This is a genomic window from Neobacillus sp. BP17, assembly GCF_059579525.1.
This window is the reverse complement of the sequence record NZ_CM184198.1, coordinates 2,375,963-2,397,517: the sequence shown is the minus strand read 5'-3', so window position 1 is coordinate 2,397,517 and position 21,555 is coordinate 2,375,963. Positions and strand designations below refer to the sequence as shown.

At 37.9% G+C, this 21,555-nt stretch carries 21 protein-coding genes and 1 pseudogene; 7 read left to right on the top strand and 15 right to left on the bottom strand.

Features of this window, described 5'->3' with window-relative positions; genetic code table 11:
* Nucleotides 1-344: 344 nt before the first annotated feature.
* The 6 genes from AC4QJR_RS11515 to AC4QJR_RS11490 form a co-directional block, all read right to left on the bottom strand.
* Nucleotides 345-1,340 (bottom strand): agmatinase family protein, encoded by a 996-nt coding sequence (locus AC4QJR_RS11515; protein ID WP_496526251.1) that lies wholly within the window; start codon nt 1,338-1,340, stop codon nt 345-347.
* The gene (gene hutI / locus AC4QJR_RS11510) at nt 1,318-2,610 is read right to left on the bottom strand and encodes an imidazolonepropionase (RefSeq protein WP_496526250.1); all 1,293 of its coding nucleotides are present in this window, start codon (nt 2,608-2,610) and stop codon (nt 1,318-1,320) included. The genes AC4QJR_RS11515 and hutI overlap by 23 nt, the downstream gene beginning before the upstream one ends.
* Nucleotides 2,611-2,631: 21 nt before the next feature.
* Entirely contained in the window at nt 2,632-4,305 is a 1,674-nt protein-coding gene (gene hutU, locus AC4QJR_RS11505; RefSeq protein ID WP_098575378.1) for a urocanate hydratase, read from the bottom strand.
* 246 nt (nt 4,306-4,551) lie between these two features.
* A complete protein-coding gene (locus AC4QJR_RS11500; RefSeq protein ID WP_496526249.1) occupies nt 4,552-6,045 on the bottom strand; it encodes a helix-turn-helix domain-containing protein in 1,494 nt (497 codons plus the stop codon).
* 80 nt (nt 6,046-6,125) lie between these two features.
* Nucleotides 6,126-6,524, bottom strand: a complete 399-nt coding sequence (locus tag AC4QJR_RS11495; protein ID WP_496526248.1) for a hypothetical protein — start codon at nt 6,522-6,524, stop codon at nt 6,126-6,128.
* A 165-nt stretch (nt 6,525-6,689) separates the two neighbouring features.
* Nucleotides 6,690-7,271 carry a TerD family protein gene (locus tag AC4QJR_RS11490; protein WP_496526247.1) on the bottom strand — a complete coding sequence of 194 codons (582 nt, stop codon included), beginning with the start codon at nt 7,269-7,271 and terminating at the stop codon, nt 6,690-6,692.
* A gap of 229 nt (nt 7,272-7,500) precedes the next feature.
* Here AC4QJR_RS11490 and AC4QJR_RS11485 point away from each other — a divergent pair, with 229 nt between their 5' ends.
* Nucleotides 7,501-7,875: a nucleotide excision repair endonuclease gene (locus AC4QJR_RS11485; protein WP_026567028.1), complete on the top strand. Its 375-nt coding sequence runs from the start codon at nt 7,501-7,503 to the stop codon at nt 7,873-7,875.
* Between the two features lie 39 nt (nt 7,876-7,914).
* Here AC4QJR_RS11485 and AC4QJR_RS11480 read toward each other — a convergent pair whose 3' ends face one another.
* From AC4QJR_RS11480 to AC4QJR_RS11470, 3 genes are all read right to left on the bottom strand, one after another.
* Entirely contained in the window at nt 7,915-8,946 is a 1,032-nt protein-coding gene (locus tag AC4QJR_RS11480; RefSeq protein ID WP_496526246.1) for an ATP-grasp domain-containing protein, read from the bottom strand.
* Between the two features lie 642 nt (nt 8,947-9,588).
* Nucleotides 9,589-10,155, bottom strand: a complete 567-nt coding sequence (gene phaP / locus AC4QJR_RS11475) for a polyhydroxyalkanoic acid inclusion protein PhaP (RefSeq protein ID WP_496526245.1) — start codon at nt 10,153-10,155, stop codon at nt 9,589-9,591.
* A 214-nt stretch (nt 10,156-10,369) separates the two neighbouring features.
* Complete coding sequence (locus AC4QJR_RS11470) at nt 10,370-10,495, bottom strand: helix-turn-helix transcriptional regulator (RefSeq protein ID WP_251461568.1); 126 nt, start codon at nt 10,493-10,495, stop codon at nt 10,370-10,372.
* A gap of 454 nt (nt 10,496-10,949) precedes the next feature.
* On the opposite strand from AC4QJR_RS11470, the gene AC4QJR_RS11465 reads away from it, so the two are divergent.
* The 4 genes and pseudogenes from AC4QJR_RS11465 (at nt 10,950) to AC4QJR_RS11450 (ending at nt 13,914) form a co-directional block, all read left to right on the top strand.
* A complete protein-coding gene (locus AC4QJR_RS11465) occupies nt 10,950-11,114 on the top strand; it encodes a hypothetical protein (RefSeq protein WP_179195757.1) in 165 nt (54 codons plus the stop codon).
* Nucleotides 11,115-11,227: 113 nt separating this feature from the next.
* A complete protein-coding gene (locus AC4QJR_RS11460; protein WP_375377015.1) occupies nt 11,228-12,436 on the top strand; it encodes an acetate kinase in 1,209 nt (402 codons plus the stop codon).
* 114 nt (nt 12,437-12,550) lie between these two features.
* Nucleotides 12,551-13,667: pseudogene (gene citZ / locus AC4QJR_RS11455) on the top strand (citrate synthase).
* A gap of 115 nt (nt 13,668-13,782) precedes the next feature.
* A complete protein-coding gene (locus AC4QJR_RS11450; RefSeq protein ID WP_496526244.1) occupies nt 13,783-13,914 on the top strand; it encodes a hypothetical protein in 132 nt (43 codons plus the stop codon).
* Between the two features lie 160 nt (nt 13,915-14,074).
* On the opposite strand, the gene AC4QJR_RS11445 is transcribed toward AC4QJR_RS11450, so the two are convergent.
* From AC4QJR_RS11445 to AC4QJR_RS11435, 3 genes are all read right to left on the bottom strand, one after another.
* Nucleotides 14,075-14,962: a YitT family protein gene (locus tag AC4QJR_RS11445; protein ID WP_098575371.1), complete on the bottom strand. Its 888-nt coding sequence runs from the start codon at nt 14,960-14,962 to the stop codon at nt 14,075-14,077.
* 594 nt (nt 14,963-15,556) lie between these two features.
* Nucleotides 15,557-15,928: a hypothetical protein gene (locus AC4QJR_RS11440; RefSeq protein ID WP_098575370.1), complete on the bottom strand. Its 372-nt coding sequence runs from the start codon at nt 15,926-15,928 to the stop codon at nt 15,557-15,559.
* Nucleotides 15,929-15,952: 24 nt separating this feature from the next.
* Complete coding sequence (locus tag AC4QJR_RS11435; protein ID WP_098575369.1) at nt 15,953-16,468, bottom strand: acyl-CoA thioesterase; 516 nt, start codon at nt 16,466-16,468, stop codon at nt 15,953-15,955.
* Nucleotides 16,469-16,834: 366 nt separating this feature from the next.
* Here AC4QJR_RS11435 and AC4QJR_RS11430 point away from each other — a divergent pair, with 366 nt between their 5' ends.
* Nucleotides 16,835-17,350, top strand: a complete 516-nt coding sequence (locus tag AC4QJR_RS11430) for an acyl-CoA thioesterase (protein WP_098575368.1) — start codon at nt 16,835-16,837, stop codon at nt 17,348-17,350.
* 11 nt (nt 17,351-17,361) lie between these two features.
* Nucleotides 17,362-17,733, top strand: coding sequence for a hypothetical protein (locus tag AC4QJR_RS11425; RefSeq protein WP_098575367.1), 372 nt, complete (start codon nt 17,362-17,364; stop codon nt 17,731-17,733).
* Nucleotides 17,734-17,831: 98 nt separating this feature from the next.
* Here AC4QJR_RS11425 and AC4QJR_RS11420 read toward each other — a convergent pair whose 3' ends face one another.
* The 3 genes from AC4QJR_RS11420 to AC4QJR_RS11410 form a co-directional block, all read right to left on the bottom strand.
* Complete coding sequence (locus AC4QJR_RS11420; protein ID WP_496526243.1) at nt 17,832-18,725, bottom strand: LysR family transcriptional regulator; 894 nt, start codon at nt 18,723-18,725, stop codon at nt 17,832-17,834.
* A 442-nt stretch (nt 18,726-19,167) separates the two neighbouring features.
* Nucleotides 19,168-19,899 (bottom strand): response regulator, encoded by a 732-nt coding sequence (locus AC4QJR_RS11415; protein WP_251461584.1) that lies wholly within the window; start codon nt 19,897-19,899, stop codon nt 19,168-19,170.
* Nucleotides 19,862-21,487, bottom strand: a complete 1,626-nt coding sequence (locus AC4QJR_RS11410) for an ATP-binding protein (protein ID WP_496526242.1) — start codon at nt 21,485-21,487, stop codon at nt 19,862-19,864. The genes AC4QJR_RS11415 and AC4QJR_RS11410 overlap by 38 nt, the downstream gene beginning before the upstream one ends.
* Between the last annotated feature and the right edge of the window lie 68 nt (nt 21,488-21,555).

Below are 21,555 nucleotides of genomic sequence, written 5' to 3'. Positions count from 1 at the left end.
AGCGACTCCTATTAATTACTAATTATTAGATTATATCCCAAAAGGATGTCTTTTTCATTTAATACATTGCCAATAATCATAAAAGGCAAGTTGGGAAATAGATGCGAAGCTTTATTAAAAAATGTATCGATAATTGTCTAATCGTGCGCTTTCCCAAGGAATAATAGTGTTTAAGTCACCTATATTTTATTTCCCACGAAAATCCTTACATACAAAAATCTGATTATTCAGTCAATAAAAGCCGAACTACAACTCCTTTTTTTATACCCAAAATAAAAAAGTGTCCGCCAATGACGGACACAATGATCAAAGTGTTTATTAGTGGTGCCTGACACCAAGGTTTTTTATCTCATCATTACCCCTGTTAAGAAGGTGAGAAATACGTGTGTTCCCAGTTTGACGGTTGGTTGGACATGGGTGTCTTTTTGGGGATCAAGGCAGACGATGTCCATGGCTTTGACTTTTGGATGCTTAGCTGCGGTTAAAACCCCATCTAAGAGTTCCGCCGTTGTCATCCCCCCCGGCGTTGAAGCCGGTACTCCTGGAGCATAGGCAATATCAAGAACATCCATATCGACTGTTAAATAAATCGTATCCACCTTTTCAGCCAACTCGTCTAAACATGCGGTAACCGTCTCTTCTATCCCTTTCTTCCTAGTTTCCCGGAGCGTGAAATAATTGACCCCTTGTGCATCAGCATATTGCTTTAAATCTTTTGTGTTAAAGAATCCATGCAGACCGATGTTATACATATTCCTGCCTTCGACCACACCGCTTTCAATTAGATTCCGCATCGGTGTTCCGTTAGATGGGCCGTTATGGGACATGTCTCGTAAATCGAAGTGGGTATCGAACTGGAGAATCCCAATTTTCTCCTCGGGTTTTGCTTGCTGCATACCTTTGACCATCATCGCAGTTATCGAATGATCGCCGCCAATTGCACAAACTTTAGATTTCTTAAAATGCTCATGAAGGGCAGCAGACGCTTCAATGATATTGTCATGGCAGCGACGGATATTGGTAACATGCATAGGGACATCACCGGCATCCAGTGCTATCATTTCCGACAAATCGATATCCTCGTCTAGGTTATAGGTAGTAAACCCCTTCCACGCGCGTCGGAACGCCTCAGGAAATTCCGAGGCACCCGAGGCGCTGATAGATGATCGGGACAGTGGAACTCCAACCACAACAAAGTCTGCCTCCTTGCTTTTTTCAGGATCAGACTCAGACGTTAGCGGCTGGATCCATTCATGCACCTTCGCCATCCCGGCTCCTTCATCTGGTCTTACCCATGTAAAACTAGGGGGATTTAACTTAGGAAAGAGAAAGCTCTTCAACTAACTGACCTCCCCTGACAACCACCTGACCATTTTTCACCACCGTATCGGTATGATTCACGCCATAAGAGTATTGCAGTTTCATATAATTCCCGACGTTAAAAATCGTAATATCTGCTTTTTTACCCACTTCCAAACTGCCAATTTCTTTGCCGCGGTTAATGGCATGGGCCGCATTAATGGTCGTTGCCGTAATGACTTCTGCCGGTGTCATCCCCATTTTTAGACAGCCTAGATTCATAATGAATGGCAGGGATACCGTAGGTGATGACCCAGGATTGCAATCTGTGGACAGTGCCACCGGTACACCCAAATCGACCATTTTACGGCCATTTGCCGACTCCGCCATTAAAAAGTAAGCTGTCCCCGGGAGCAACACACCGACTACCCCTTTTACAGCCATCGCTTTCATACCTTTTTCCGACGCCTTTAATAAGTGGTCAGCCGAAATGGCCCCAACCTCAGCCGCTAATTCCGCTCCTTCATAGGGCTCAATTTCATCCGCATGAATCTTCGGAATCAAGCCATAGCTACGACCGGCCTCTAGAATTTTCCTGGATTGCTCTGGAGTAAACACACCGTGTTCACAGAAGACATCATTGAACTCAGCCAATCCGAGCTCTGCCACTTTTGGAATCATTTCCTCAATCAACAAGCGAACAAACTCATCCGGATTTGGTTTGTACTCATTCGGAACAGCATGAGCGCCCATGAAGGTTGAGACCACATCAATCACATGCTTCTCATTGAGCTGTTTTGCTACTTCGAGCTGCTTTAATTCGGTTTCCCATTCCATCCCGTAGCCACTTTTCGCTTCAACCGTTGTGACGCCGTGACGCAGGAATTGATTCAAGCGCTCATAGCTTTCCCGAAAAAGTTCTTCATGTGTCGCAGACTGTGTCCTTCTAGTGGTCGCATAAATCCCGCCGCCGCTATTCATAATTTCCATATAGGTAGCACCTTGCAGTCGCATGTTAAACTCATTTTCCCTGCTGCCTGCAAAAACAATATGTGTATGTGGGTCCACAAGTCCTGGAGTTACGAGTTTACCACTCGCATCCACCACTTCGACTTCACCCAAACGATCTGCATATTTTCGGGCAAGTTCCTCATCCGGACCAACAGCTTGAATCACTCCGTCTTCCAACCAAACACTGCCATTCTCAATAATGCCAAGCTCAGACATGGCCACCTTTACACGGGGAGCCTCGGAACTCCCCTGTAATGTAACGAGTTGAGAGGCATTTCTGATAAAAATTGGTGTACTCATTAATCTTCCATCCCCTCTGTCTTAGTCTTGTTGTAGCATAGGCATTTTAATGCCCTTTTCTTTTGCCGTCTTAATCGCAATCTCATATCCCGCATCGGCATGGCGGACCACACCCATACCAGGGTCCGTTGTTAATACACGTTCTAATCGTACTTCCGCATCCTTCGTGCCATCAGCTACAATAACCATTCCGGAATGCTGAGAATATCCCATGCCAACACCGCCGCCATGGTGTAACGAAACCCAGCTCGCGCCGCCCACCGCATTGATCATCGCATTTAAAATCGGCCAGTCGGAAACTGCATCACTTCCGTCTCTCATCGCTTCTGTTTCACGATTTGGTGATGCTACAGAACCTGCATCTAAGTGATCACGGCCAATAACGATTGGTGCAGATACTTCTCCCGAAGCAACCATATCATTGATAACTTTACCAAAACGGGCACGATCACCATATCCAAGCCAGCAAATCCGAGCAGGAAGACCTTGGAAGCTTATTTTTTCTTGGGCCATTTTTACCCATTTGCATAGATGTTCATCATCTTTGAACTCACGAAGCAATGCTTCATCAATTTTGCGAATATCCTCCGGATCACCTGAAAGTGCTGCCCAGCGGAAAGGACCTTTTCCTTCGCAGAATAACGGGCGGATATATGCTGGTACAAAACCAGGGAAGTCAAATGCATTTTCCACTCCCTCATCCTTCGCAACTTGACGAATGTTGTTACCATAATCAAAGGTAACCGCACCTTTTTGCTGCATCGTTAGCATGGCCTTCACATGCAGTGCCATGCTTTGCTTGGAAAGTTCTACATACTTAGTTGGATCTTCTTTTCGTAATCCAGCCGCTTCTTCTAATGTGAAACCAACTGGAACATAACCATTTAATGGGTCGTGTGCAGAAGTTTGATCGGTTAATACATCTGGATTAAAGCCTTTTTCAATCATCAATGGCAAAATTTCTGCGGCATTTCCTAATAATCCAATCGATAGTGCCTTTCCAGCCACTTTTGCCTCGTGTGCTAATTTCAAAGCTTCATCTAAATCCTTAGTTTTCACATCAAGATAAGCAGTTTCAATTCGGCGGTCAATTCTAGTCTCATCGACATCAATCGCTAAACACACTCCGTCATTCATTGTTACTGCCAACGGCTGAGCACCGCCCATGCCGCCAAGTCCAGCAGTTAGTGTGATTGTGTGTTTTAATGTACCGCCAAAGGCTTGACGCGCAAGCTCGGCAAACGTTTCATACGTACCTTGGACAATTCCCTGGCTGCCGATATAGATCCAGCTCCCCGCTGTCATTTGACCGTACATCATTAGACCTTTTTTATCTAGCTCGTGGAAATGCTCCCAATTTGCCCAAGCAGGAACTAAGTTGGAGTTAGCAAGAAGTACACGCGGGGCATCCTTATGCGATTTCCATACAGCCACCGGCTTACCCGATTGAATCAATAAGGTTTCGTCATTTTCCAATTCTAACAATGTTTTCACAATGGCATCATAGGACTCCCAATTCCGAGCGGCCTTACCAATCCCGCCATAAACAACTAGATCCTCTGGTCTTTCTGCCACTTCTTGATCCAGGTTGTTCATCAACATCCTTAGTGCAGCCTCCTGAATCCAGCCTTTCGCATGTAATTCCGTACCTTTATAATTTTTTATCACTCTTGATTTCGCTGTGTTTGTTTCCATCCATTCCACTCCCTTTTTCATTATCAATCTATTTTTATTATAAAAATAAAATCTTCTGAAAAATACGAAAGGAACATTAGATATAGGGCAATATTTATAGGTTTAAATAGAATTTATTTAGGTGGTTTGTTCAAATAACCAATAAAACTTTCATAAATGTATATTATTTTTAGGTTTGATTTATGTAAAAAGACCGCTCACTTTGATGATCGGTCTACAGTTTGATATTTCAAATTAATTATTAAATCAACCATACTCGTCCGTTTTATATAATCGAAATTCTTTAGGCGAAGCACCTATTAATTCCTTAAACATCCGGCTAAAATAATTGGCATTTTGATAGCCCACCAGGATTGAAATTTCTTTAATCGGTTTATTTGTTTCAATCAGCAACCTTTTCGCTTCCTTTATTCGAATCGCTGTTAGTGATTCCGTAAAGCTAGAGCCTGTTTTCGTGATCAACAAATGGCTGAAATAAGAAGGGTTACGGTCCACATAGGCTGCCACATCCTCAAGCCTGAGCATGCTGTTTGAAAAATTTTCCTCCATAAAGGTTATGCCGCGTTCAATTGGATCTTGTATCTGATTTCTATTACTGCTCTCAGTACCCAAAAATAATTTTTGAATAAATAAGATGAGATTTTGAACCGTACGATAAAGGACACGATCATATAAAATCGAATTGAAAATATAGCGGTATTCCTGTTCATAGCTTTGATTCTCGTCTAAATGATACGTCTTCATATATCTTCTAACCTGGGCCAGGATACTCGTTAGTCTAATTCGGACCAAACCTGGGTCAGGGTAAGGATCGTGCAATTGCAAAAATTCATCATACAGCCAATTTTTTATTTTTTCTAAATCAACGTTAGTTAACATGTCGACCCAAGTTCGTTGTTCAGGCGGAGCTAAAAAAGGATCGATATGGACCCATGCGGGTGAGTGTCCAAATTCAACCACTTGGCGGTACCCTTTATAATAGGTCAACTCCAGCATTTTCCTCGTTTGCAGATATTTTTGATTCAAAGTAACGGCTGATGAATTTCCCTTATGAACTACGACCGCTAGAGGCTCAGAAAATTCCTCCTCCCACTTTCTCATCGCTTTTTGACATTGCTCCGTGATATCATTACCCGTCTCAGAAAACAAAACAACGACCATGTCGTCTAATGCAAAAATCCCGTGAACATCCTTGAATGGATATTCTGCTAAGAACGAATGCAAAGTCCGGTTGGCAGTGATACTTTCCGTTTGAAAAGCAGCTACATGGTATATTTCTGCTCCTGGGTCTTGCGATAGTAATAAGGCTTCATATGATATATCTTTATAGGAATTTGCATGGTGAATTCCATCCGCCTGACTTTTGGACCTAAGCTTACGTGCGGCTTTTTGAAAGGCGCTTTTCACCTTGGTTGCCGAAAAAGGTTTTATCATTAAATCTAATGCTTGCATATCGATGGCAAGGCGCGCTTTTTCGAAAGTTCCTTCTGCGGATGTTAATAGTAAAATGGGGTCATAAATCTGCATCAGGTCACGAAAGGTGGACCAATTTTCCTTCGTGATCATATCAAGTTCTATTAAGACAACATCAGGCTTCTCCTGTTCAAACCATACGACGAATTCCTGATAATGAGAAGCTGACAATATAGTGGTAACGGGGATGGAGGAGGTTTTCAATAACCATTTTAATCCTTCACGTTCGTTCAAATCGCGATCGGCAATCAGCCACTTTCCTTCCATCTTTTGTCCCTCTTTCATTCATAGACTTTTGATTGCTTAAGCCATTTTCTAAGCATTTTGGTAAATAATGCTTATCAGTGTTACTGCTCCCTATTATATCGATTAGAAATGATAACACCGAAAATTACTCCAATTAAGATCGCCATTAAATGCGTGGAGCCAGTTGATAAAGACAAAAAATTGATTGTTATACCATAGCTTTTATTTACTAGGCTTAATAGGATCTGTTCCATTATCGGTTTGTATATCATCAGATACGGTAGAATCACCAAAGGAATTGCCAGCCACTTGTGACCAGTTATGTATTTCGTCAATAGTAAATAAATGATGGCAAATAGTATAGCAAATCCATAAACAAACCAATTCAAATATAGGAGGATCGGGCTAGGCCGATCAAAAATAGCTACTACATTAAGATACAAGATCCAAAAAATCGCAATAATAATAGCAAGAATCTGTGTTTTCAGCAAAAATTTCATTGGTAACAGCACCAGCCTCAACTCAAATATGTTATTTTATTTCTACCATAACGCAAATACCTCATCTCCACAAATAAATACTCTATGAATTGAGACACTTCTAATAAACAAAAAAAGGACAAAAACAGTTACTCTAAAGTTTTTGTCCTTTTTATATACCATTTTTTAGCCTACGTTTAGGCCGAAGTCTGTTGCGATACGGGCTAGGCCGCCTTGGTAGCCTGAACCTACGGCCGAGAATTTCCACTCACCATTGTGACGGTACAGTTCGCCAACGATGATAGCAGTCTCAATCGAAAAATCTTCTCCTAAATCATAGCGAATGATTTCTTGGTTCGTTTCTTCGTTAACGATGCGGCAGAATGCATTAGATACCTGACCAAAATTCTGACCACGAGCTTCTGCATCATGAATGGTAATTACAAAAGAAATTTTTTCAATCTGAGCAGGGACCGCGCTAAGATTCACTTTTACTTGCTCATCATCCCCATCCCCTTCTCCTGTGCGGTTATCACCCGTATGTACTACAGATCCATTTCCACCTTCAAGTTGATTGTAGAAAACGAAATCCTTTTCAGACGTAACTTTTCCATTAGATGCTAACAAGAAGATACTTGCATCTAAATCAAAATCATTTCCGCCATCATAACGATTGGTATCCCAGCCAAGACCAACAATAACCTTCGATAAACCAGGATTTGTTTTTGTTAAATCAATTTTTTGACCTTTAGATAAGGAAATAGCCATACAAACACCCTTTCAATCTTAATATTATCAATGTTTCACTTTAAGTTTACAAAAACAAGGAATATTTTTCTACTTTTTAATCACCTTCTTCTTATTAAATACAAGATTCACTGGTTTTGAGCATCAAAAAATGGTTAAGATAACTATTATTAATTGTTTATGCTATAATGAACTGCTAGCAAAACGGGAAACCCGTTTATTTCAAGTAAGGCAAGGAGAGATCTTCTAAATGATTAAAATTGAAATCCCTAATCCTGATATAGTGATTACGAAAAAAAACCAAGTTGGAGAAAAAGTGGAGGCGCCGCTTAGCAGCGTTTATGGTTTTACAGATTACAATAAAATTCCAAGAGACAAAGGCGGGATTATTCTTTTTTCAAACGCAAATGATGAATTACTGTTTGTCGGCAAAGCTAGGAAATTACGCCCCCGCGTAAAAAGACATTTCGAAGATTCTGTATCACCGATCAAATTGCACCGTGATGAAGTTTATAAAATTGCAGTATGCGTTGTGGAAGATCCAATGGAAAGAGAAATTTACGAAACTTACCTCATCAATACGTTACATGCTAAATACAACATTGATAAAGTGTTCTATAAATAGTTGAAAGAGCGGGTTCGAAAACGAAACCTGCTCTTTTTTTTAACTTATTTCTCCGTATTTCAAAATCATTTCTTTTTCAATATGACTTGCCCGAATGCCAAACCTCGGTTTAACCAAATTTACCTCTTCACCTAGCAAGATTTTAACAGCCAAATACGGGATGTTGATCCCCGATAAGCAGCTAAAGTGCATGCCGCCGCTCATACGCGGATTGACTTCCAACAGCTTGGGTTCACCATTGTTGTTGTATTTGACTTGAATATTAAATACATATGGCACCTTAAATTCTTGGTGAAAATCGTGAGCCAATTTTATGAGTTCAGTCTGCTCCACAATCTCCCTTATCCTTCCATCCCCCTTCATTCGAGGTATGGCGGAATACAATTTATCTTGGGAGGACAGGCAATCGATACTATATTCTCTGCCTTCTAAAAATTCCAACACCATTAAGTCAGGGAATGTTTCTTGCTGACCTAAAATTTCGCAGGCATAGTGGTAAGGAATACGGTAGCTCGTTCCATGATTGAAAAGCTGGGTAATCGAATCAATCTGGTCTTTAATGACACGAAATCCGTTCGCACCTTCACCAATCACTGGTTTAAAACACACAGTATGGCTTTTTTCCTTTAATTGTTCATACGCTATTTTAAACGCTTCAAGATTATTAACGACGTGATAATCAGGGATCAACGAGTTTGCCGGTCCACGCGTAAACATTTGATACGTCTCAGCTTTATTATCCATGGTCTCCATGAGACTAGCATCTGGGCAAACTAACACCTTCACTCCCAACTTCTCAAATTGACTTAGTCGTTTGGAGATGAGGACATTTTCCTTCCGCGGGATAAAAATATCAATCTCGTGCTTCTGACAAAAATCAAGACAAAAATCAATATATTCTTCCCCAGATATATCCGGCTCGACGAAGGCATAATCACAATTTTGTAAATACAGGGCATCCTTGTTCGGACTGGTGCCATAAATAATAAATTTTCGCTTTTCTTCGTTATCCCGAATCATGTCAATGAAATGGGAAACCGTTGTAAACCATCTGTTAAACCAAATCTTCATTTCAATCCTCTTTCTTGTTGTAATAAGACCTCACTCATTATTGTCCTTCTGGACATTTTTTATAAGCAAAATTTGACAAAAAATTCATTTCCTACTGCAATTCTTCGAAAAATAACCCCTATATTCTGTATAAACGCAAAAAAAACGTTCTGCACATGCAGGAACGCTTCCTTAAACTGAATATAGAGCGATCATTGGACTAGCGTTTCCATATTATTTAATATTGCAGCGAATTCCTTAATCGCTTCATAATCTAAATTTATTTGGTCAGTCGTTGTTCCGGCCACCTTTTTTACGATTTGTTTTTCAAATGAAGTTCATTTCCGACATTTTTTTCCATTTACGAACTCAAAATCTTAACCTTCAAGTTCCCAATTTTTCATCCAAATTTGGTTATAATGTTCTAATAATATTGGTGAGTCTACTTCTTGAATCAAAGTTAAAGCATATCTTCTTAATAAAGAACATAAAAACGAAAAACAAACACTCAAAAAGTAATGAGTTACTATCTTAATGCCAGTAAATATGCATAATTGGGACCATATAATCCAAGTAATAGATTTTGAATTTAAAAAAGAGACAATCGCCCGAACGATTGTCTCATTACTATTTTTAAGGATGAATCTTAATGATTTATCATTATTAATTATTTACATGTACTTTTACACTTTTCTCGATCATGGAATAGATGTTTTTATGGTTGTTTTTTGCAATTTCTACATAATTACTTGTAACTTTTAGCAAGTCGTTACGACGCTCTCTTACAAAGTGTACATAATTCTCACTATTTTCCACAAGGTTATTATCAAATCGATCCATTAGATCGAAAGATAATTTAATTGGGGTTAACGCTAGATTCTCTACACGATCAGATACATCTCGAAATTGGTCTGTAAGCTCTGGAAAATCAATCTGTAAGGCATCATTTTTTTCATAAAGGGCGCTTACACTATCAACGATTTCACTGTTGGTCCTTTTTGATTCTGGATAAAGATTTAAAAAAGAATTTCTAAAGTCTTTATTGAACTTAATCGTTTCTTTTACAGTCTTTAGATAAACTTCTTCTCCACTTTCTTGTAGTTTCTTTGCCCAATCTAACGATAGCGCGAATTGATTCCATATTGTGTCTACAAATGGCATGACTTGATAACCCTCTTCCTTAACTACAGCTTTCTTTACTTGCTCACTTTTTTTTGACGTTGTACTCATTTTCATTCCTCCTCTTGTCACTGGTGCCTTTCTCTATTGGATCCTTACTTTTAAATGAAGGGATAAAGAGCTTTAGTAAATTAGAATACGTTTTGAGGAATTGATCTAACATTGATTGGTAGGTTTCTAATTGATTTGCATATCCCTTTAAGTATGTAACTCCTACCTCTGTGATTTTGTAACACCTCTTTGCCGGACCATTTCCCCTAGTATCCTATTCAGATGAAAAAAGGTTTTCCTTTTCAAGTTGACGAAGGAGCCGATATAAGCTTCCTTGATCAATCGGATGAAACCCAAATGTTTCAAGCTTTTGAAATAGCTCGTATCCATGAAGTGACATTCTACTAAGAATTAATAATATAAAGGCAGAACAAAACTCTTTGATGGTTGAATGGTTTTATTGGCGCTATCTTTTGCATTTGGATTATCTCCTTAGTTCTTCTATATATGTAATTTACACCTATAGGGATATTATGTCAATCATTTAAATTATTTGATTTTTAAATTAATTATTCATAAAAATTCTGTTTTATCCATCTATTATTCTCTTTCATCCTCAAATAGAATGTTATATCCAAAAATTCAGACAAGTGCAACAAATATACTGTAAAATAATCTCAAATAATCAGTCTGTTATAAGACAATAGTTCAGAAAGGCGGACATTGATTAGGATCAAGTCATATCAAAAGATTTCTAGTTCGATTTAAGTTGAACCCTTAGTGATTTTGGATAGTTTACTGCAAATAGAAAAGTATCTTTTGAAGTAACAAAATAAAGATGAGGAAGACTTATTATGAGCGAACAAGAAATGAAGGAACTGAAAGCTTCTAATCATAAAAACTATCAAAAACTATTTCCGCCAAGTGTTTGCTTCTATTGTGGTTCCATTATAGAAGATGAACATGAATCGTCCATGACGAAGTGCCAAAATTGTTTAAGTAAGGAGAAGAGTAGATAAAGAAAAAACACGAACTTGTTTTGAAAGCGCTTGATTTAACAAAACTATAGAGATTTTTCCTTAGAGAAAGGTTAGTTACATTTAATAAATTCAACAAAAAGGAGATGAATTGAATGTCCAAAATTCTTGTAGTTAATGCTGGAAGTTCCTCATTGAAATATCAACTATTGCACATGCCAGAAGAATTTATAATAACAAAAGGTATGGTGGATCGGATCGGTTTAAAAGATTCAATGTTTACTATTGAAGTTCACAACAAGAAAATGAAATTAGTTCAAACGATCAATGACCATCTGGAGGCAGTTAAAATCCTATTGCATAAGCTGATCAATTTAGAAATTATTTCATCGCTTGATGAGATCGATGGGATTGGTCATCGAGTTGTTCATGGGGGCGAAAAATTCAGTGAATCGGTACTGATCAACGATGATATATTAAGAGAAATTGAGGAAGTATCGGAGCTCGCGCCGCTTCACAATCCTGCCAACCTTATCGTGATAAATGCGTTTCGTGAACTATTGCCTGATGTACCTTCAGTAGCAGTATTTGATACTGCTTTTCATCAAACGATGCCAGAACAATCTTTTCTTTACAGTTTACCATACGAGTATTATCAACAATATGGCATTCGTAAATATGGATTCCACGGGACAAGCCATCAATATGTATCACAACGTTCCGCAGAGTTGTTAAAACGTCCAATAAGAGAGCTTCGTCTAATTTCCTGCCATCTCGGAAATGGAGCAAGCCTTACAGCGATAGATGGAGGTAAATCAATTGACACGTCGATGGGATTTACGCCGTTGGCAGGGGTGACCATGGGAACACGTTCAGGTAATATTGATCCAGCACTAATCACCTATATCATGGAGAAAACAGGTCAGAGCGCTGAGAAAGTGGTGAGTATTTTAAATAAGGAAAGTGGCTTGCTGGGGATATCTGGTTATTCAAGTGATCTCCGAGATATTCAGGAGGCAGCAGAGAAGGGACACAAACGGGCAGAGCTTGCGCTGCAAGTGTTTGCAAAAAGAATTCAGGAATATATCGGGATGTACGCGGTAAGGATGAAGGGTCTTGATGCGATTATCTTTACTGCTGGTATTGGAGAAAACAGTGACCTTATCCGCGCTCGTGTATTGGAAGGTCTAGAATTTATGGGAGTGTATTGGGATCCTAGCCTTAATAAAGTAAGCGGCAGAGAAACGTTCATTAGTTATCAGCATTCACCGGTCAAAGTGATGGTCATTCCGACTAATGAAGAAATCATGATTGCAAGGGATACGTCTCGTTTAGGTATTCGTGAAAGTTTACTGGTTGTATAGAATTTTATAATATAAAAATATTTTTTATCTTGTTTTCGGTAAACTTGTAATCTACCAGATGAAAAAACTAGCGTAAAGGATTTCCAATTCATAGTTCATACAAGGAGGATTATGATGGTAAAAACGAAAGGCTTAGAAGGCGTCGTTGCAACAACTTCTTCTGTCAGTTCGATTGTCGATGATGTGTTAACGTATAGGGGGTATTCAATTGATGAACTAGCCGAATATACCGATTTTGAAGAAGTTATTTTTTTATTGTGGTATGGCAATCTTCCAACATTGAAGCAGTTAGAGGTATTTCGAAAAGAACTAAATGAAAATGCCTTACTTCCAGCCGAATTAATTACACAATTGAAAAGTTATCCTGTCAAAAATATTCATCCTATGGCAGTCTTAAGGACTTGCGTATCGGCACTCGCACTGTATGATGATGAAGCCGATGACAACGATGAACAAGCGAACATTCATAAAGCAATCCGTATACAAGCGAAAGTACCGTTGATTATCGCGGCTTATGCTCGAATTTGTGAAGGGAAAGAACCTATTTTACCAGATATTTCACTGAGTTTTGCTGCCAACTTTCTGTATATGTTAAAGGAGTCAATACCTGATCCAACGTCGGAGGTAGCTTTTAACAAAGCACTTATTCTTCATGCTGACCATGAACTAAACGCCTCAACCTTTACTGCTCGTGTATGCGTTGCCACATTGGCAGATATGTATTCTAGGGATTACGGCTGCAATTGGAGCACTGAAAGGGCCGCTTCATGGAGGAGCAAATGAGCATGTTATGAAAATGCTGGCTGAAATTGATGACATCGATTCTGTTGAGCTTTATCTGCACCGAGCATTTGCAAACAAAGAGAAAATTATGGGTTTCGGGCATAGGGTTTATAAAAATGGCGATCCGCGTGCGAAACATTTACGGGAAATGTCGCGGCTTTTATCCAAGGTGACAGATGAAGATAAGTGGTATAACATGTCGATAAAGATTGAAGAAACCATCTTAAAAGAAAAGGGATTGTTGCCAAACGTTGATTTCTATTCTGCGTCGGTTTATCACTGCTTAGGGATAAAACAAAACCTTTTCACACCTATTTTTGCGATGAGCCGCACGTCAGGCTGGATCGCTCATATTTTGGAACAGTATGAAAACAATCGCTTAATTCGCCCTCGTGCTGAATATATCGGATTGAAACATCAAGCATATGTCCCGATTGCGGAACGTTAGTTGACATGGTTGACTATAAAACAGTCAGTCTATAAAATTCTGGAAATAAGCATGAAGATTATTTCTTTCGAGCTTCAATTAATACTAGCTAATCTTTAAGAACGGAGGACTTTCTGTGAGTGAGCAAGAAGAAACGTTAATTTTTAAAACTTCTATCATTCTGGGAAAAGATACTAGTCAAATGCCGTTAAACGATATTATTCAAGAACTGGTTCATGTTATCAAGGCAGAAATGAACGACGATTAATAATAATAAATAAGCTAGATAAGACATTTTTTAATAATGTGTTTTGTCTAGCTTTCTTTTGTCTAGTTTGATTATCTTAAATTTTATAATATACCCGTTAAAAATTGACCTTTAGAAGCAGCTATTTAATTTTTATATCCACTACCTATTCGATTACGGATTAATGAATGTCCTTTTTCTTAAACCGACCACCATAAACTGCAGAAACATCTGAAGTAATGGTAAATGCTTCAGGATCTATCTCCTTAATAATATCTTTTAGCTTTGTATCCTCTAGCCTTGTAAAAGCACATAGAATAACACGTTTATCTTCACCGCTGTAAGAACCTTCTCCATGGAGAAAAGTGACGCCACGCCCTAATCGTTCTGTAATGGCATCTGCTATCTCATCGGTGTTATCACTAATGATATATTTGCATTTCATATCACCTAATCCTTTTACCACGATATCAATGGTTTTAAACGCAATAAAATAGGTAAGCATTGAAAACAAAGCATTTTCTATAGAAAATACAAAGGCAGCCAATGAGAAGATAATCACATTCACAGCCATGATGATCTCCCCGACTGAAAATGGCACCCTTTTTTCAATTAAAATAGATAATGTTTCAGTACCATCTAAAACTCCTCCATTTCTGATTGCTAAACCTACCCCAATTCCACATATGACACCGCCAAAAACAACTGACAGAAGCTGATCATGTACCATTGGGTCTATATGATGCATGAATGAAGTAATCACAGAAAGAGCTATGATTCCATAGAGCATACTAAAAGCAAATGTTTTACCGATTTGCTTATAACCTAAGAAGAAGAAAGGTAAGTTTAAAATGACTAAAAATATACTAAGGCTGATTGAAGTAACGTGACTTAAAATCATGGATAAGCCCGTCACTCCACCGTCAATTATATTATTCGGAATTAAAACAGCTTCTAACCCGTAAGCCATAATACTGGCACCAATTGTAATAAAAAAAGACCTTTTGACAACATTTCTTACAGATAATTTTTTATGATTTATTTTCTTTTTTTCTTCACTTGTATTCATAAAGCTTTACCCCTTATATTTATATATTTTAAAAATCACAGAGAATATGTGTTTTTTTCAAGACATAGCTTGTTAGATAGTATATAAAAATTCAATTAAACATGAGTAAAAAATTATTCATTTGTCATGAAAACACAAAAGGAGCTTGTTACCAAATAGGCATAATAATCCCATGGTGACAGGCTCCTCCATATTAGCACGTAATTTTATTCTTTGAAATTGTATCACATAAGGGAGAAATATTCACTTTTGTATAATTAAAATATGTGTACTGGTAGTTCGACTAACGCACCCGTTGGAATTATAAGGTCAGCCAGATAAGAAAATATTACTGGTTGACCTTATTTTATATTCGGTCCGGTACTTTTTATTTTAAAAAAACTCATCTTACTCTATAATAACCACAAAATTATTGAAGAATCTCCACATTTGCCGTTTTCCGTAAATATCCCACTGGCAATGGAGTCTTAAAAGCAAATTGGGTGAATCGAACTAAATTTTCGATTCACCCAACTAATATGTTTTAGGTTATTAATATAAGATATCAATGAAAGACTGAAAAATATAAGTGCCCCATTTGTTTCCTTCGAACTATTAATGAATCAAAATTGGACCAACTAATTCTTTTGGATTTTCGCCTAATGCCAACTTGCTAATGTTGACATAGGTTACTTGTTTATACTTTTTTAGAACCTGTTTTAATTCAGAGAATTTTTCGTCTGTTTTTAATTTTTCAATTTCACGATGGTAGATGGACATTACGTAGTCATCCAGGGACTTAGGGTAGAAATCACTTGTGTTTTCATCCATAATGACTGTTCCCATATACTGATATCCACAGTGCAATTGACGTGTTAGTTTTACGATATTGATAAATTTTTTATAAATAGAAGGTTTTGTTGCATGTAAGTTTTCGATAGCAAGTTGTGCATTTCTCAATTCAGTGTAATTTGATTGTCTGATCATAAGATCTTCCCCTTTGTTTCACTATTAATCCCATGGTTTATCTAGTGTAAGTCTGGCCACAAGTTCTTTATTTTGTGTTCTTTTTAACTTACGAATTTCTTCGCGCTCTTTTCCCGTTTCATAAAGAAATTTCTCTTCCTCTGTTTCTGGAATGACTTCAGGCACTTCCAACGGTCTTTTATTTTCATCTAGAGGGACAAAAGTAAAAAATGCAGTAGCAGCAATTCTTCGTTCCCCGGTTTCAAGATTCTCTGCAATCACTTTACAGAAAATTTCCATTGATTTTGTACCTGTATAGCTGACAAATGACTCGATACAAACTGAATCACTTCGTCGGATTGGTTTAATGAAATTAACGGAGTCTGTCGATGCAGTAACACATTCCTTTACCCGTGAATGCCTACGGGCGGAAAGAGTCGCGCAAGCATCCATCTTCTTCATTAGAACTCCACCAAATAATGTAGAATAATTGTTCAAATCGTTAATGAGCACTTGATCGGTTTGAACAACACGTGTGTTTTTAATTTTTTTTGCTTCCATTTATTTTCTCCCTATATATATATAATGTTTTTGAAGCGTTCGCTTCTCATACATCACATAGGTGATTATAATATAACCACAGTGGAAAGGTACAATGCCAATAATATATGGAATTCATAACAAAACTGTATGGAAGCGTTTTTGGCAGGAACATTAAAAGACAAGTAAACCATTCCCATCATATTCCAATTTAATCTAGGTCCAGTACTAGAATTTATAAGAAAAACATGAAAATAGAAAATTAACTGATCCTCATTTGTTCATTATTTCAGGAAATATCTAACTGGTTTAATTAAGATAACATCTCCCAACACTAAGAAAAGCGGAAGAGAAGTATGAAGAAATTGCTCAATATAGGGTGATAAAATGGAAGCGAAAAAAATTAGTGAAACGCGTGTAATTCATACCGATCAGGTGTTGCTTAATGATTTGAATAATTATGATACATTATTTGGCGGGGTTCTTATGAAGAAGATGGATGCATGTGCGACACTTTCGGCTCGCCGGCATTCACGAGTAAAGCAATGTGTTACGGCATCGACAGACTCCGTTAATTTTCTACACCCCATTCAGCAAAGCGATTCGGTTGGTATCGAATCATTTGTTTGCTATACAGGTAAAAGGTCGATGGAGATTTTCTGTAAAATAATTGCTGAAGATCTCGAAACAGGGGAACGGAAAATTGCCGCTACAGCTTTCTTTACTTTCGTCCCTCTAGATGAAAATAAAAGACCATTGGAAGTGCCAAAAGTTATTCCAGAGACAGACGAAGAAAAATTTCTTTACGAAACCGGAAAAGAACGCGAAAAAATCCGCAAACTCAAAAGGGAGCAAAATAAAGAACTGGTATCCAGACTCTCACCGAAAAAAGCATGTACTTAGGGGGTTGAAACATGTTAGTCTCAGCAAATTATGAAGATTTGATTGACGCAAAAATGGCCATTGAACACTTAGGTGAAACAAAACCATCAATTTATCATATGTTCTTAAATATCATTGAACTAACTCGTAAACTTAATTTTGGATACCAATATATGGGAGCATTACTCATGGATGAAGACCCAAGCGAATTTAAGCCGGTAGGACAAGATGATTATGTTTTGTCCGTTTATCAAAAGGAAATCGAAAAGTTAAAAAGGGACCAAAAATTTTCTGAACTAAAACAGTTGCTAAAAGAGTATGAACAAGTGAGTTATGCTAATATCAGCAAGTTAGCATTAGGAAACCCGCCAAGGGAACTAGCCGGTCCAACTGTGATTCATTAATAAAACGAGGCTGTGAGGAAATTCCCCTCCAAGCCTCGTTTTGTTTGTAGACACGGCATAAAAATCCATTGCTGAAATCTTCAATAATAGATTATGAATCACGGTAAGGATGCTTCCGACAGCTTCACTTTTGCAAACCGGATAAATTCTTTCTCAACCTGTGACATGTATGCATTCGTTTTCCAGATCAAGGCTAAACTCCATCGGATTGTCGGGTTGGTTATTGAGATTGTTTGAATATCATGTGTTAAATCCATACATATACTCTCAGGCAGCAAGGTAATACCCAAATTAGAAGCAACCATTTCTTGGATAAAATCTAATTGTGATGTTTCCGAAATAATGGTCGGTTGAAAACCAATTCCTCTGCATGCAGCAATAACCAGACTCCTTAATTCAAAATCTCGGTTAAACATAATAAAATTTTCTTCTTTCAGCTCTTGCAATGACACTTCCTGTTTGCCGATAAAACGGTGGGAGGCGGGTATAACCAGTTTTAGTTTCTCATTAATAAACGTATAATAGTCAATACTTTCATTTTTGTCAGGGAGAAAGACAATACCAAAATCAAGTAAACCATTGACAATCTTCTGTTCAATTGTCTTTGATCCGTCCTCTTCCAATTGGAACGTAACTTCTGGATATTCTTGATGAAAAGAAGCAAGAAGTTTTGAGAAAAAAGTAGAATTGGTTACTGTAGGGAGCCCGATACGGATGTGTCCTTTTTTTGGCATTAACATCTTATCCATTTCCTCATCCAATTGCTGCAGCTGTTCTTCAATTTTTAATGCATGTTTTTTTAGGACACGTCCTGCATCAGTTAAGATCAACTTTTTCCTAGTTCGAACAAAAAGCTTTGTACCAAGTTGGTCTTCCAATGATTTGATAGTTCGGCTAAGGGCAGGCTGGGTAATGAAAAGATTTTCTGCTGCACTGGTAAAACTACCAGTACGCGTAATTTCAATAAAAAATTGCAACTGTTTAATTTCCAATTATAATCAAACACCTTATATTTCTTTTTCAATGCTAGACTAGTTTACCACAAATTTTTCTTTAAAGACACGCACTTGTGTCATACCCAAAAGGGAAACTTATTAAATCTTAAGCTTACTCATATGTGGCTTTTAATTAATTAATTTATATTCAGAAGCGATTAATTCGTATCCTTTTGATTTCGCCTTGTGTTTAATATACCATCCTTCTTCAACTAAAACAGCCATCAAATATTGAACTGTATTTTGTGATCAGTTTTTCTAAGCCATATATTGCCCCTTCAATTTTGGAATTTTGAATTCTATCATACAAAGCATAAATATCGCATTCATCCATATGGATAAAAACATGGTTCCAATTTAGGGCTACTCTCGATTTTACCCTAGAAAATTTCCAATACTCTGCTGCAAAAAGAAGAAGACTCCATTTGAGCCTTCTTCTTTAGATGTGGTTATTCTGTTTGATTGCCCCCTTAACCAAATAAACACGTTCTGGGCGCCCGACCGTTCCGTAAGCTAAATCCGCATCAATTTTTTCCTCTGACATGAGATGCTCAAGATACCTTCTAGCGGTCGTTCTACTTACACCTATTTCTTTAGCAACTATCTCGGCCGTTAAGCCATCAGCAACCTTAGATAGGACCTCGAGTACCTTTTCCAGCGTCAGTGGATCAATTCCCTTAGGCAGATAAGGTTTGTCGCTTTTGGTTCCCTCTATTTCTTTTCGCAGCAGCTTGTCCACCTGTTGCTGTGTGACATGGAGATTTTCATTCTTCAATTCTGCTAGCTTTGTATAATATTCTTGATACCTCAGCAACGATTGTTTAAACCTCTCAAACACCACAGGTTTAATAATATAATCAAAAACACCAATACTAATTGCCTCTTGCACTTTATGAATCTCTTTTGTGGCGGTGATCATGATCACGTCCATTTGCTTCCTTTGCTGCTTTGTTTCTTTAAGCAAATCAATTCCATTCATATCCGGAAAATAGACATCTAACAAAAGTAAGTCTGGCTGTAATAAATCAATATACGTCTTTGCCTCTAAATAGCTTGCCGCAATTCCTACTGTTTGGAATCCTGGAATCTGCTCGATAAACCGTTTTTGAATTTCTGCAATCCGTAAATCATCCTCAACTATTAACACTTCTATATTGGGTTTCAGATTCATTTAAACACCCCCTGTGTTTTGGAATCACAACTGTGAAAATCGTCCCTTCGCCTTCATGCGAGGAAAAAGTTATATATCCCCCTAAACCTGCAATCGCTTCTTTTACAAGGCTTAACCCGATTCCGGAATTGCTTTGACGGTTTTTCGTAGAAAAGCCATTTTGGAAAATTTTTTCACCAATGCTGTTGTTTATGCCTTTCCCGTTATCTTCAATTTCGATGATCAGGTCTTTTCCTAAGTCGGTTAAAAACAGAGAAACTCTTTTTTCTACCTTCCCATTTTCTCTCACAGCATCAAAAGCATTATTAACAAGGTTCCCGATAATCGTCACTAACGTATCCCTGTTAATTTCATCAGGCAAATCTCTAAAACTACTTTCACGATCGATTGTAAGATGAATCTTCAATTCACTGGCTAAACTAACCTTTCCTAAAATAAATCCAGCAATAATCGGATCAGGAATTTCCCTCATTAAGAAGCTAATAAATCCTTGTGCGACATCCACTTCCCTTGAAATGAAATCAATCGCCTCCTTATAGGAACCAAGCTGGATCAAACCTAGCAGTGTATAGAGCCGGTTGGAATACTCATGTGTCTGAGCCCGCAGGCCTTCAGCATATGCTTTAACATGAGACAATTCCTGAATCAAATTAGATAACTCTGACTTGTTTCTGAAGCTGGCAACAGCTCCAATTACCTCGTCTTTTTTATTAAAAATAGGGATACGATTCACCAAAAATATCTCACCCCAAATCGTAAATTCCCGATCATATTCTGCCAACCCTGTCCGAACTACTTCATATAGATGAGTATTTTCAATAACATCATCAATCTTCTTTCCACGGAGGAGAACGTTTAATGGAACATTGAGAATTTTATGTGCAGTTTCATTGACGACGGTTATTCGTCCATTCGTATCGATGGCGATAATCCCCTCATGGATGGATTCTAATATGGCATGTTTTTCCTGGTACATCCAGGCGATTTCTTTCGGTTCAAGTCCAAAAATAGCTCTTTTTATATTTAACGAGATTAATAATGCAGCTAGTAATCCTCCTAGTAAAATAATCATGGTGGTGATAAAAATTTTCCTTCGTATCTTTCCTACTTCTTTTTCAATATCTGTTTGAAGATAGCCTACTGAAACAACACCAATTACTTTGCCCTCACTAAAAATAGGCGCTTTCCCTCTTAGAGAAGGACCGAGAGTTCCGATTGATTCAGAGATAACCGATTCTCCTTTAAAGACTCGCTGATTATCTCCACCTACCATTTTTTTCCCTAAACGGTTAGGATCGGGATGAGAATAGCGAATTTCCTGGCGATTACCGATAACTATAAATTCCGCACCAACCTGTTTGCGAATTTTTTCGGCGATTGGTTGAATAATGGCAGAAGGGTTTTTATTAGAAAAAGCTTTTTGTATCTCAGGCATATTTGAAATGGACTGAGCCACAGATAAAGCCTTCGTTCCTTTTTCATGCTTAAGATTGGATTCCATAATATTTTTAAAGGTTAGTTCGAAAATCCCGCCGATGAAGATAATTACTATAAAAATTCCTAGCATTAATTTCGTATGTAATCGCATACATGCACCTCTACTTCTATCATATAGAAAAAAACTCCTTAAAAAAAGGAGTTTTTTGCAATAATCAG

Coding starts and splice junctions, on each gene's coding strand:
- hutI (WP_496526250.1), bottom strand. CDS start 2,610: ATGAGTACACCAATTTTTATCAGAAATGCCTCTCAACTCGTTACATTA.
- hutU (WP_098575378.1), bottom strand. CDS start 4,305: ATGGAAACAAACACAGCGAAATCAAGAGTGATAAAAAATTATAAAGGT.
- AC4QJR_RS11500 (WP_496526249.1), bottom strand. CDS start 6,045: ATGGAAGGAAAGTGGCTGATTGCCGATCGCGATTTGAACGAACGTGAA.
- AC4QJR_RS11495 (WP_496526248.1), bottom strand. CDS start 6,524: ATGAAATTTTTGCTGAAAACACAGATTCTTGCTATTATTATTGCGATT.
- AC4QJR_RS11490 (WP_496526247.1), bottom strand. CDS start 7,271: ATGGCTATTTCCTTATCTAAAGGTCAAAAAATTGATTTAACAAAAACA.
- AC4QJR_RS11485 (WP_026567028.1), top strand. CDS start 7,501: ATGATTAAAATTGAAATCCCTAATCCTGATATAGTGATTACGAAAAAA.
- AC4QJR_RS11480 (WP_496526246.1), bottom strand. CDS start 8,946: ATGAAGATTTGGTTTAACAGATGGTTTACAACGGTTTCCCATTTCATT.
- phaP (WP_496526245.1), bottom strand. CDS start 10,155: ATGAGTACAACGTCAAAAAAAAGTGAGCAAGTAAAGAAAGCTGTAGTT.
- AC4QJR_RS11470 (WP_251461568.1), bottom strand. CDS start 10,495: ATGTCACTTCATGGATACGAGCTATTTCAAAAGCTTGAAACATTTGGG.
- AC4QJR_RS11465 (WP_179195757.1), top strand. CDS start 10,950: ATGAGCGAACAAGAAATGAAGGAACTGAAAGCTTCTAATCATAAAAAC.
- AC4QJR_RS11460 (WP_375377015.1), top strand. CDS start 11,228: ATGTCCAAAATTCTTGTAGTTAATGCTGGAAGTTCCTCATTGAAATAT.
- AC4QJR_RS11445 (WP_098575371.1), bottom strand. CDS start 14,962: ATGAATACAAGTGAAGAAAAAAAGAAAATAAATCATAAAAAATTATCT.
- AC4QJR_RS11440 (WP_098575370.1), bottom strand. CDS start 15,928: ATGATCAGACAATCAAATTACACTGAATTGAGAAATGCACAACTTGCT.
- AC4QJR_RS11435 (WP_098575369.1), bottom strand. CDS start 16,468: ATGGAAGCAAAAAAAATTAAAAACACACGTGTTGTTCAAACCGATCAA.
- AC4QJR_RS11430 (WP_098575368.1), top strand. CDS start 16,835: ATGGAAGCGAAAAAAATTAGTGAAACGCGTGTAATTCATACCGATCAG.
- AC4QJR_RS11425 (WP_098575367.1), top strand. CDS start 17,362: ATGTTAGTCTCAGCAAATTATGAAGATTTGATTGACGCAAAAATGGCC.
- AC4QJR_RS11415 (WP_251461584.1), bottom strand. CDS start 19,899: ATGAATCTGAAACCCAATATAGAAGTGTTAATAGTTGAGGATGATTTA.
- AC4QJR_RS11410 (WP_496526242.1), bottom strand. CDS start 21,487: ATGCGATTACATACGAAATTAATGCTAGGAATTTTTATAGTAATTATC.